General features: G+C 49.3%; 13 protein-coding genes. 7 read left to right on the top strand and 6 right to left on the bottom strand.

Translation table 11 applies throughout. The features are described from left to right. Positions 1-589: 589 nt before the first annotated feature. A complete protein-coding gene (locus CFREI_RS13270) occupies positions 590-730 on the bottom strand; it encodes a hypothetical protein (RefSeq protein WP_156907673.1) in 141 nt (46 codons plus the stop codon). Positions 731-750: 20 nt separating this feature from the next. Here CFREI_RS13270 and rpmH point away from each other — a divergent pair, with 20 nt between their 5' ends. From rpmH to CFREI_RS13235, 7 genes are all read left to right on the top strand, one after another. Beyond that, positions 751-894, top strand: a complete 144-nt coding sequence (gene rpmH, locus CFREI_RS13265; protein ID WP_081761677.1) for a 50S ribosomal protein L34 — start codon at positions 751-753, stop codon at positions 892-894. Between the two features lie 49 nt (positions 895-943). Continuing rightward, positions 944-1,303, top strand: coding sequence for a ribonuclease P protein component (gene rnpA / locus CFREI_RS13260; protein WP_027011537.1), 360 nt, complete (start codon positions 944-946; stop codon positions 1,301-1,303). Next, positions 1,290-1,565, top strand: a complete 276-nt coding sequence (gene yidD / locus CFREI_RS13255) for a membrane protein insertion efficiency factor YidD (RefSeq protein ID WP_051255748.1) — start codon at positions 1,290-1,292, stop codon at positions 1,563-1,565. Before rnpA ends, yidD begins: the two co-directional genes overlap by 14 nt. Positions 1,566-1,590: 25 nt before the next feature. Then, a complete protein-coding gene (gene yidC, locus CFREI_RS13250) occupies positions 1,591-2,544 on the top strand; it encodes a membrane protein insertase YidC (RefSeq protein WP_027011536.1) in 954 nt (317 codons plus the stop codon). 97 nt (positions 2,545-2,641) lie between these two features. Continuing rightward, positions 2,642-3,313, top strand: a complete 672-nt coding sequence (gene rsmG, locus CFREI_RS13245; RefSeq protein WP_027011535.1) for a 16S rRNA (guanine(527)-N(7))-methyltransferase RsmG — start codon at positions 2,642-2,644, stop codon at positions 3,311-3,313. A gap of 47 nt (positions 3,314-3,360) precedes the next feature. Next, the gene (locus CFREI_RS13240) at positions 3,361-4,284 is read left to right on the top strand and encodes a ParA family protein (protein ID WP_027011534.1); all 924 of its coding nucleotides are present in this window, start codon (positions 3,361-3,363) and stop codon (positions 4,282-4,284) included. Positions 4,285-4,340: 56 nt separating this feature from the next. Next, a complete protein-coding gene (locus CFREI_RS13235; RefSeq protein WP_027011533.1) occupies positions 4,341-5,396 on the top strand; it encodes a ParB/RepB/Spo0J family partition protein in 1,056 nt (351 codons plus the stop codon). Positions 5,397-5,559: 163 nt separating this feature from the next. Here CFREI_RS13235 and CFREI_RS13230 read toward each other — a convergent pair whose 3' ends face one another. The 5 genes from CFREI_RS13230 to murJ all read right to left on the bottom strand — a co-directional run bounded on the left by CFREI_RS13230 (position 5,560) and on the right by murJ (position 11,913). Continuing rightward, positions 5,560-6,729 (bottom strand): N-acetylmuramoyl-L-alanine amidase, encoded by a 1,170-nt coding sequence (locus tag CFREI_RS13230; protein WP_027011532.1) that lies wholly within the window; start codon positions 6,727-6,729, stop codon positions 5,560-5,562. Positions 6,730-6,772: 43 nt separating this feature from the next. After that, positions 6,773-7,096: a thioredoxin gene (gene trxA / locus CFREI_RS13225; protein ID WP_027011531.1), complete on the bottom strand. Its 324-nt coding sequence runs from the start codon at positions 7,094-7,096 to the stop codon at positions 6,773-6,775. An 11-nt stretch (positions 7,097-7,107) separates the two neighbouring features. Then, complete coding sequence (gene trxB / locus CFREI_RS13220) at positions 7,108-8,019, bottom strand: thioredoxin-disulfide reductase (protein ID WP_027011530.1); 912 nt, start codon at positions 8,017-8,019, stop codon at positions 7,108-7,110. A gap of 63 nt (positions 8,020-8,082) precedes the next feature. Further along, positions 8,083-8,598: a sigma-70 family RNA polymerase sigma factor gene (locus tag CFREI_RS13215; RefSeq protein WP_027011529.1), complete on the bottom strand. Its 516-nt coding sequence runs from the start codon at positions 8,596-8,598 to the stop codon at positions 8,083-8,085. An 843-nt stretch (positions 8,599-9,441) separates the two neighbouring features. Further along, complete coding sequence (gene murJ, locus CFREI_RS13210) at positions 9,442-11,913, bottom strand: murein biosynthesis integral membrane protein MurJ (protein ID WP_051255747.1); 2,472 nt, start codon at positions 11,911-11,913, stop codon at positions 9,442-9,444. Positions 11,914-11,922 lie beyond the last annotated feature (9 nt).

Below are 11,922 nucleotides of genomic sequence, written 5' to 3'. Positions count from 1 at the left end.
GCGCTGCTACATCCTTATGTCGCTGGCCTTCTGTAGTGAAGCGATCGAAATCCTGTTAGTACTACACAAAGCACAATGAATAGTTCGTCCTGAGTATTGGTTTATGGGTGTACTTGGGGAAAACTTTTGAGTAGTTTTCACCGGGGTTGTGAAAAACAGAGATACAGGGCAACCTGCTTCTTCACAACGTTTCCCACAGCTGTGGACAACTCTACGCAAAAAACTTATCCACAGTCCACATTCTAGGTTGTGGATAGATATTTTGTTCGCCATATAACGCTCTGACCTGCGGCAATAGGTTAAATTTAAGTCAAACTATAGAGAACATTTCAGAGTTATCCACAGGCAGAGTTATCCACAGGGCTTTTTAACTGTGGACAACTTGTTTTTCACGCAGGTGTGCTATCGACGATTGTTCGCTAGCAAATTTGGAAATAACAAGAATGTAATCCGCGGGGGATCCTGAATTTCTGGTGTGTCGATTTGTTTCAGCACTGTGAACCGCGTAGTCTGACAGAGTCTCGCACATCTAAGAGGCTTTTATTTTGTAAAGACCACGCAGATGTGCTTTGCACTGGGCGTGATCCACTTACATTCCGGATCGCGCCTGTTGCAAGCCTGGGGCGTTCTCCAATTTCGGAGTTTCCAGGTCTTTTATAATCATCCAATTCAGGGTGGCCGCAGTAAAAGTATTTGCGGATAACAGCTCGTGGTTACGAGCCACCCTCATTACAACTAGGAGTGTTCACCGTGGCTAAGGGCAAGCGGACGTTCCAGCCGAACAACCGTCGTCGTGCACGTGTTCACGGCTTCCGTACTCGTATGCGCACCCGTGCTGGTCGTGCAATCGTGTCGGCTCGTCGTCGTAAGGGCCGTGCTTCTCTGACTGCTTAAATAAGTAGTTGGCGCCCAATATGGCACCATCAACAAGGATCCTTTGAGCGTGTTACCCAAACAACATAAGTTGTCCACATCCGCTGAATTCAGCAGGGTGGTCAAATCGGGAAAGCGCAAAGGTTCAAAAACTGTTGTAGTCCATGTTTGGGAGCACACTGCCGAAGCTGGTATCGCCCGAATGGGTGGTCCACGCTTCGGCCTTATTGTTTCCAAGTCCGTCGGAAATGCTGTGGTTCGCCATCGTGTTTCGCGGCGGCTTCGGCATATTTGCGCAAAGAGTTTAGGTAATATGCCAGACAGTTTTGATGTAGTTATTCGAGCGCTTCCTGCCTCTGCACAAGCCCCAAGTGAGGAGATGATGCGTGATGTGCAACGAGCACTCAAACGACTCAATGTCATCCCATAATCTTGCGGTGCGTTTCTTGATTCGCCTTGTGCGCGGCTACCAAAACTATGTTTCACCCCTTAAGATGGGGTCAACCTGTCGTTTTGAACCTACTTGTAGTGCATATGCGCTACAAGCGCTCAAGCTTCACGGTGCATTGAAGGGGACTTTGCTGTTCTTGGTACGTTTTTCCAAGTGTGGGCCCTGGCATCCGGGAGGCTACGACCCTGTGCCTGACCGCGGCGTCGAAACGCAAAACAAGGCGCAGGAAGACCAAATGTAACCCTAACCAGGAGTTCTGACCAAACGTGCTCAACTTCGTATATTGGCCAATCTCGGCCATTCTGTGGTTCTGGCACAAAGCCTTTAGTTTTGTGCTTGACCCAGGCTCCGGCATCACATGGGTGCTGGCGATTGTGTTTTTAACATTTACTATTCGCGTAGTTCTTGTGCGTCCCACGGTTAACCAAATGCGTTCTTCTCGGAAAATGCAAGAACTGCAACCACGGTTGGCTGAAATCCGCACTAAATATAAGGGAGACCAGCAAAAAATGCTGGAAGAATCCCGCAAACTACAAAAAGAAATGGGCGTGAACCCAGCAGCAGGTTGTTTGCCAGTACTTGTGCAAATGCCTGTGTTTATTGGTTTGTTCCATGTGCTTCGTTCCTTTAACCGCACTGGTACTGGTGCTGGTCAATTGGGGCTATCTATCGAGGAAAACCGCAATACCGCAAACTACATCTTCTCACCGGAAGACGTTCAATCATTCCTAGATGCACGTTTGTTTGGTGTTCCGCTCTCGGCATATATAACTATGCCGCAGGAAATGTACGAAGGCTTTGCTCCAGTTAATTTCACGCAATGGAACATTATTATGGTGGCTGCACCATTGATTATTGTTATTGCGCTAGCTACGCACTTTAACGCGAAAATGGCCATTACTCGCCAAAAGGAAAGAGTAGCCTCTGGGCGGGCAACTGCTCCAACAAATGATCAAATGGCAATGCAAATGCAAATGATGAATAAAATGATGGTTTGGTTCCTGCCGCTCACCATTTTATTCACAGGTGTATTGTGGCACATCGGTCTTCTCTGCTATATGGGCGCAAATAATATTTGGACCTTCTTCCAGCAGCGATACATTTTTAGCAAGATGGATCGTGAAGAGGAAGAAGAATTGGCCGCAAAGCGTGAAGCAAAGCGGGCTAGCGCTCCGAAACCAGGCGTAAAACCGCAAAATCCGAAAAAGCGCCGGAAGTAATTATGAACCCCAACCGAACAAGGTTGGGGTTTTATTTTTGCGTATAGTCAATGTAGTTAGCTTTTGGGGGTTTGCCCGTGTGTTCGTTTTGGGAAGGATGTTTCACGTGAAACCGCAGCTTAGCGACGTTGCAGAACTGCCCGATCCGCCGCCCGCAGCAGCGGTTATTTTTGGGGATCGTCTAGACAAAGCTGTTGCTTACCAGCAATCGTTAGCTACAGATGGAGCAACCCGCGGATTTATTGGTCCACGTGAAATTCCACGACTCTGGGATCGCCATATTTTAAACTGCGCCGTAATCGGCGAGGCAATGCCAAAAGGCGCAAAGGTCGTTGATATTGGCTCTGGTGCCGGTTTACCGGGTATCCCCCTGGCAATTGCGCGCCCAGATTTAAAAATCACACTCATTGAGCCACTTTTAAAGCGTTGTGTGTATCTTCGAGAAGTCATTGCTTTGCTTGGCTTAGAGAATGTCACTGTTGTGCGTGGACGAGCGGAAGAGAAGGCGGTACGCACTCAAGTGAAGCTTTGCGACGTCGCGACATCTCGCGCGGTTGCGCCGCTCGGTAAATTGGCTTCGTGGTCGCTGCCATTAGTACACAAAGGCGGAAAAATGATTGCGATGAAGGGGGTATCCGTGGGTGAAGAACTCGCCCGAGATGCAAAAGATATTCGAAAATCCGGCGGAGGAGATGCAACCATCCTTACAGTAGGTGAGCAACACCTAGAAGAACCCACGACGTTGATTAGTATTCCGCGAGTGAAATAACTGCCGTAGGGTAACAAACAGAGCAATACGAAGGAGAAGGGACCTCCATGGACGAACGGTACTGGGAAGACACCCCCATTGGGGCAGCTGCCCAGCGCGCAACCAAAGTGCAAACCCCAAATGCACTGCACTTACCGCGCCCGGACCGGCCGCGCCTGATTACTGTGTCAAACCAAAAAGGTGGAGTTGGAAAGACTACTACCTCTGTAAATTTGGCAGCTGGATTAGCTTTTCATGGTTTACGAGTACTCGTCGTGGACCTAGATCCGCAGGGCAATGCTTCAACGGCTCTAAGTGTGGAACACCGTGCAGGAACCTTATCGAGTTACGAGGTGTTGCTCGGGGAATGCACACCAGAAGAAGCAATGCAGCAATCCCCCTCTCACAAGAACTTGTTGTGTATCCCGGCAACCATTGACCTAGCTGGTGCGGAAATTGAGCTGGTAAATATTCCGCGTCGTGAGTACCGGCTCCGGGATGCGCTGGACGATGAATTCTTGGAGCGAAACAATTTCGACTATGTGATTATCGACTGTCCCCCCTCTTTGGGGTTACTGACCATTAATTCGATGACCGCTGTGCGAGAAGTCCTTATACCAATTCAGTGCGAATATTACGCATTGGAAGGCGTTGGACAATTACTTAATAATATTTCAATGATTCGCCAGCATTTAAATAATGAACTACATATTTCAACTATTTTGTTGACAATGTATGACGGTAGAACGAAGCTGGCTGAGCAGGTTGCAGAAGATGTGCGCGGGCATTTTAAAGATGTAGTTTTGCGCACCGTAATTCCTCGTTCTGTAAAGGTTTCAGAAGCACCCGGATTTGGTCAAACAGTTTTGGAATATGATCCAGGCTCACGTGGTGCAATGGCGTATCTCGACGCTGCGAAAGAAATTGCTAAGCGCGGCGATTACCTGCCAACACCGGAATCTGGGACTATTGGAGTAGCACCAAAATCTTAAAATCTCTCTGCTAGCAACTGTTGTTTTTACTGCGCTAGGAAAGGCTTAACGCTCTTATGGCACAAGAACCGCGCAAAAGCGGCCTCGGACGTGGCCTCGCTGCCCTAATTCCCAGTACCCCAGCTCAAGGGCCCAAACTTGGAGATGGCGCCGCTGACATAATTATTGGTGGCGGTGCGCGGCCCCAAAAGAGCAAGGTCAAACCTGCGCAAACGGCCCGTCCCGAAAAAGTAAAAACAGTAACTGAGGCAAATGCCGAAAAGAGCAAAGCGGAACAAGCGGTTGAAAAGACACCGCAAACTGTAAGCGAATTTGGCGCTAGCTATCAAGAGGTGCCGATTTCGGAGATAGCCCCTAATCCTCGGCAGCCAAGGCAAGTGTTTGATGAAGATGCCCTTGGTGAGCTCGTGCATTCGATTCGTGAATTCGGGCTTATGCAGCCAATAGTAGTTCGGCGCTCCCCCGCAGATGACGGCTTTGAAATCATTATGGGTGAACGCCGTTGGCGTGCGGCGGCAAAGGCTGGAATGAAGAAAATTCCGGCGATCATCCGTGAGACTGATGACGGTTCACTGCTCCGCGATGCGTTGCTGGAAAATATTCATAGGGTACAGCTCAATCCTTTGGAAGAGGCTGCTGCATACCAGCAATTACTTGAAGAGTTCGGTGTTACTCAAAGTGAGTTAGCTGATCGGATTGGGCGTTCTCGTCCGGTAATTACGAACGCGATTCGCTTGTTGGCGCTACCAGTAAAAGTGCAGTCAAGAGTTGCGGCCGGTGTTCTGAGTGCGGGGCATGCGCGGGCACTTCTAGGGCTAAAACAAGGTGTCGACGCCCAGGAGGCACTGGCCGATCGGATCGTTGCGGAAGGGTTGTCAGTTCGGGCAACCGAGGAAGCAGTCATGTTAGCCAATCGCGGCGAGCAGCAGGAAAAGAAGCAAGCGGTAAAACGCGTAACACCCGAGTTTTTCACTCGGGCTGCCGATCGCTTAGCCGATGGTTTGGATACAAAAGTGACTGTAACTATGGGCAAGCGTAAGGGACGTATTGTTGTTGAGTTCGGAGATCGCGATGACTTTGAACGCATTATGGGTTTAATCGACCGTGAGTAATCAAAGTCATTGATTGTAAGTTCACGACACGTAGTGGCGTTCCAGACACATCAACGCAGACTGTGCGTCTGGAACGCCACTTTTAAGACGCTTAAGCAAGCGATCCTAGGGAAATTTACACTGAACCCCACTTCAATTGTTCTATCTATGTGGTTTGGTTCGATTAGAGCAATTCTGATTTAAGGAGCTCGCTGAAGTTATATGTCCCTGTAGGTTGATCATCACGATCAAGGAGATACAAACGCTTCACCGCTACAACAATCGCCTCTGCAATAGCGTCTCGCTGCTTCGGATCCGTTAATATTGCAACATCATGGGGGTTGGATAGATAGCCAGCAAAAATCTCAACTGACGGCATATTTGTTAGACGTAAGATTTCCCAAGTGCGGGCGTGATTTCCGCAGTTAATTAGTGGTGTTCGAGCACAAATTTCCCGTTGGATATAGCTACCAAGCATCTCGCCCGTTTGGGAACTCCATCCATCTTGAGAGCCGAAATAGAACGAGGCGACGCCAGAGGCTTTCTCGTTTTTGTAGTAATCACATTGGAGGCTAATTAAAATATCTGCCCCAAACGCATTTGCAATTTCTGCACGTTCACTTGGCTTTGGATTAGCCATTTTTTGGCGCGACATAACAGTTTCCATGCCAGCTGCAACCATGCGGCCTTTTACACGCGAAGCCAGATCCCAAAGAATGTCAGCTTCAGTAATCGTACCAAAAGGTCCTTTAACCAAACGTCCAGGCGTGCCTCCGCCAAGTCCGGGGTCGATGACTACTCGTTTGCCTGCTAGGCGTGGGCCTGCCCGGCGGACCGCTTCACGCTCCCTAATAGCGTGTGGGGAGCCACCAGTAATTCGGCGTCCAAGATACCTCAGCGACCGTATAGTGTTTGGCCCACAAATTCCATCGTTATCAAGGCCAAAATTGAGCTGATAATTTTTGACTGCTTGATGAGTTAGTTCACCAAAACGTCCATCTATGCGCTCGGTATAGAACCCTAGTTCTTGCAGTTGTGTCTGCAATTCGGAAACATCATCACCAACAAGCGGGTTCGCGGGCTCAAATTGCAGTACACGGGCCCCGAGTGTGAACGTGGCTTCTCGTAAAACGCGAAGAGTCGTATCTCCGATATGCCCATCAGCGATAATGCCTCGACTCTGCTGAAAAGCTTGAAGAGCCTGCGCTAAAGGAGCATCAAAAAAGGTATCTTCCTCAACGAAAGTGCGGGAGGCGTCCCCATGAAAATCCCTCAAGACACCCAAACGAGCGAGCGTTGCACGAACTTCCGCTACACGTGGGCTCTTGTCACCAACTTTGAGAACCTCAGTCACGATGCTCCTTTCTTATCCTTTCTTACTGGGGCTACGATACCAGCTACATAAAGGACTCGAGCTTCGCCATGATCTTGGATTTTGACTGTGCGCCAACCATTTCCGCGACTTTTTCCCCATTTTTAAAAATCAAAAGTGTCGGGATTGAGAGTACCTGATAGGTGATTCCAAGAAGGCGTTCCTGGTTCAAATCAACTTTAGTGATGAGTGCGCGATCTCCCACTTCTGCTGCGATTTCATCGATTATTGGTGAGAGTTTTTTACATGGAACACACCAGTCTGCCCAGAAGTCAACCAGTACGGGTTTTTCGGATTCTAAGACTGTAGAACGAAAGCTATCTTGAGTGATATTAATCACATTACTCATGGGGGTTACTCCTAAGGGGCGAGGTAGTGTTCAGCATCAATAGCGGCGCGACAGCCTGAGGCTGCTGCAGTAATGGCTTGTTTGTAGTGGTTATCCACTAAATCGCCTACTGCAAAAACGCCAGGGATATTGGTGCGGGTGGACGGATGTGCAACGGTGACGAAGCCGGCGTCGTCAAGCGTGATTTGGTCACGGACAATCTCTGACCGGGGATCGGCGCCAATTGCAACGAACATAGCTGTCACTGGTAGCTCAGTAATTTCACCATCGACAGTGAGTTCTAATCCACTCATTGTGGTGTCACCAAGGACTTTATTCACTACCGCATTGGTAATAAAACGAATTTTCTCATTCTCCCGAGCCCGTTCGAGCATAATGCGGCTCGCACGGAACTCCTCCCTGCGGTGAATAATGGTCACGGATTTCGCGAACTTTGTAAGGAAGATCGCCTCTTCCATGGCGGAATCGCCACCGCCAACAACGGCAATATCTTGGTCGCGGAAAAAGAAGCCATCACATGTTGCACAAGCTGATACACCGCGGCCCAAAAGTTCTTTTTCTCCAGGAACACCCAAGTAGCGTGGAGCAGAGCCCATCGCCAAAACAACCGTTTTTGCTTGGAATTCCTGATTGCCAACCCAGATTTTTTTGATTTCACCGGTTAGGTCAACCCGGTCAACGATCTCCATTTGTAGATCCGCACCAAAGCGCTCCGCTTGCTGACGCATGTTTTCCATGAGCTCTGGGCCCATAATGCCGTTAGGGAAACCCGGATAGTTCTCGACTTCAGTTGTTGTCATGAGTGAGCCACCGTATTCGATGCCCTCAAAAACAATTGGTTTTAGATCGGCTCGCGCGGCATATATGGCAGCTGTATACCCAGCTGGTCCTGAGCCGACGATAGCAATGTCGTGAATCGTCAACGTGCTTCTTCCTTAAAATCTGGAAATCTGGTTATGACGATTCTAACGTTCAGGGAGCTCAGGCTATTCCACTGAAAGCATTTTTTGTAAAGCTTTTCGTGCCCGCGCACGGCGAGATTTTACAGTTCCAGGGCGCACTCCTTGATATTGTGCCACTCCCTCAATAGTGGTTCCTATTACATCGACGAGTATGATGGCTTCGCGTTGTTCCTGGCTTAGCGCTTGTAAGGCAATGGAAAGCTCGACAGATAGTTCGATATTTTGTTCGATTCCTTGGTCTTCAATATTCTCTAGACACTCATAGGTAAAGCGTGATTGCTTGCGGGCGCAGTCATAGGCAGCGTTGACAACCAAACGATACAGCCATGTGCTTAATGCGCATTCTTGTCGGAATTTATGCAAATTGCGGGATGCATTCCAGAGCGCGACTTGCAGAATGTCTTGCGGATCAGTGCCTTTTGGCGCATATCTGCGAGCAACATAGAGAAGTTTGGTCATATGCCCCTGAATGAGTTTGTTAAATGCCTTTTGATCCCCGTCAAGGTAGAGCTGAATAAGCGAAGCCTCGTTTAATTGCATCGTCCCCCCAAGAGCCCGATAGATCCCGATTTGTTGTTTTAAAAAAGTTAAGCCCCAGCTATTCCTCCCGAGCTGGTATTTCCATTATTGGAGAAAAACAGGCTAAATTCCATGAACAGTGACAAAGAAGCTAGATTGCTACTACTTTTGGGGGGTGTGGGGGTGTGAAAAGACCTGCGAAGGTTTGGTACAGGGATGGAGAAGGCAGATTTGTGTTGTGGGTTCCTGGTTTGAGGGTGTGAGCTGGGGAAATGTTGTGGTGGGTTGTGGGTGATGTGAAATCTGCCTGATTTTCGGGGCAGGTGGGCTGAAAATCCAGGGCTTCCCGGTGGTTTGAGCTGGTTTTCGGGGTGTGCAGCGCTTTGCCTGGGTTTGGAGCTAGCTTCCTGGGGTACTGGCTGGTTTCCGGGGTGTTTGATAGGCTCACCCTATCAAACTAGTGATGTTTTCATCCCCACTGTCGTAGATTCCATAAAATCGCCTGAAAAAATGGAATTTGTGACAGCAAGCAACATTGCACACAATCGTTGACCTGGGGTTTGTCGCAGATTCCATAAAAACAGCGAAAAAAATGGAATTCGTGACAGGTTCCCTACCTATCGTGTCGCAGATTCCATAAAATCCGCCGAAAAAATGGAATCTGTGACAACACGCCCAACCGGCACCCAACCAGCACCCAAAAAGACCAAGCACCTCCCGACGAGAGCCCACCCAACCCTAACCAAATCCCAGGTCACCAGACGCACACAACCAAACCACCAGCCCCAAGAAACCACCAGCCTTAAAACCTAACCCACATAAATGTGGGGCGGGCCTCAAGAAAAAGGAGTCAAGTTGTGTTGTTTATGGGCCAAACAAGACCATGGTGGATACGGCGGCGATTGATACAACGAGGACGGTAACTACGGCAATTACGATTGTCATGACGCGCGAGTAGCCGTCGCCGAATCCAGCCTGGTTTTCAGGTTCTGGTGTTACTTCAGCTACGGGATGGATCTTTGCGTAGTCTTCGGTGAGTTCTAGTAATTGGTGTACGGTCTTGTCGGTTTCCACTACGGCATGTAATGCATCATCAAGTCGGTCTGGATGATTTGAGATGATGGCTGGGAATGCCAGTACAGCTTTGCCTTCACTGGTGATTCGTAGGCGCTGAGGGCTGTCTATTCCGAGGGGGCGTTGCGACGTCGCTAATGCTTGCAGTGCATGGGCGGCTGCGCGTGGGCTTGCCTCCTGAATGCTGGTCCAACTTACTCCTGGTGTCCACTCAGCAACAACGACACTTCCCCAGTGGTCGGTGAATACCTCCGAAATAGGTGCAACGCCTTTGAGTTTTTGATTGCCTAATTCGACAGTTCGTTTTGCAATCTCATGGGTGGGATCATCGACGAAAACCAGTGCAACTTCTTTTTCGGTTGCTTGCTCGCGAGCGTGCCAGAATTTCGCGCCATCTACGTGCCCATGGGATGCCAATAGTCGGAATCTTCCGTCCATAATGAGGGCGCCAGCCATCAATCTTGGACCGTGTACTGCACCACCGGACATAGGGCCAGGTGTGGCGCTTAAAGAGTCGAGTGTAAGCAGCTGAGTAGCTTCTACGGATGTTGTGCGGAGTCCTGGAATTCGGTTCACAATAGCGCCGAGGGAACTTAACTCGTCTAGTCCTGAACGGGAAAGCACCAGGCCGGTGCCAATAAGGAATACAATGCCGCTTAGGGCGACTCGTAACATAAACCAATAGTTGGTTTCGGAGGTGATTGCGGCCAATCCAAAATCAATGAGCCAAGCGAAGATAATACCAATCAGTGCGGAACCAATGGTCCATACGCAGGTTCGAAGAAGGTCTCGAGTACCCAAAGGCCCTAATTTGCGGCGAAGCAGGAAACCGCCAATGACCGCGCCGGAAATAAATCCACAACCGTTGGCCGCTCCCAGAAGAATCACAACATGGCTGGGGGTGGAAGCCATATAGATTGCCAAGTAGCTCAATACAACTTTAGTGCCGGTAATGCCAGCGATAATAAAGGTAGGAGTCCAAGCTTCCTCGCGGGCATAAAACACGCGTAGATGCAGGAGTACCAGGGCATATGGAATAAGTGTAAAAGCAGAGTAGCTAAGTGTGGAACCAAGTAAATCTGCGGAGCGGGAATCAAATTCCCCATAGGCGAAAAGCGCGTATGCGATTTGGCGGCCAAAGGCGGTAAAGAAAACAATGATGGGCAAAAGTGCCATCATGGTGAGTTTGGTGGCGACCTTAAGGTCATGAACAACCGCTTCATTATCGCCGTCTGCGGCATTGCGGCTTAGCCTTGGCATGATTGCCGTTAGTAGTGTCACGCCAATAACACCGTATGGAACTTGAAGAAGCAGCCAGGCAGATTGGTAAATGGTAATGGCGCTGGCATCGCTTTGGGAGGCAATGCGAGTAGCAATCACTAGTCCAGCTTGTGAAATTGCAACATAGACTACAATGGCCAGCGCCATACCGCCGAATTGTTTGAGCCGGTCATCGATTCCCCAGAGTGGTTTTAGGCTAATGCCTTCTCTGCGTAGTGAAGGCAGCATAATGAGTGCCTGCACAACGACACCAAGTGTTGTGCCTATGCCCAAAAGCAAAATATGGGGATCAGCAATACTTACTGGATCATTGGGGTCGAGTTTTCCAGGCAGTAACCAGTATGTTCCCAATACGGCAAGGCAGATTATGTTATTGATGACCGGAGCCCATGCGCCCGGACGGAACACGCCTTTGGTATTAAGCACCGCAGTAAATAGCGAAAACATTCCATAAAACAAAATCTGTGGTAGCACTAAAAACGCTATTGCAGTTGCTTGGCTTAGGTTCACTTGCCCATCAGAGCTAAGTTGCAATCGAGTAATCCATGGCGCCGTGGCTAGGGAAATTACTGTGACGCTTAATAAAAGCGTGAGTGAAAGTGTAAAGAGGCGCCGAATAAACGCAGCACCTTTATCTTCGTCTTCTTTCTCAGCCCGAACGAGTACCGGAACTACAAGTGAGGTTAATACCGCACCGAGCACGATTTCAGTGATTAGGTTCGGTAAGGTGTTTGCCGCATTAAAAGCGGATGCAACTGCAGTGCCCAGTGTTGAGCCAATGGCTACTGTCCTTAAAAAGCCGGTAATTCGGCTAAACAGTGTGGCAATGGCCATCGACCCTGTAGAGCGCACCACGTCGCCATCTGAGCTTTGTTCGACTTCGTCGATCGCTTCGATGACCTGTGGCTTCGGCTTAATCACGGGCGCTGGTGGCGCGGGAGTGATAATGCGGCTACGTTGCCAGGATTGGTTCTGGTTCACTCCACCATT

This window comes from Corynebacterium freiburgense, from assembly GCF_030408815.1.
GTDB classification, from domain to species: Bacteria; Actinomycetota; Actinomycetes; order Mycobacteriales; family Mycobacteriaceae; genus Corynebacterium; species Corynebacterium freiburgense.
Note: the sequence above shows the minus strand (reverse complement) of the source record. Positions and strands in the feature narration are given on the sequence as shown.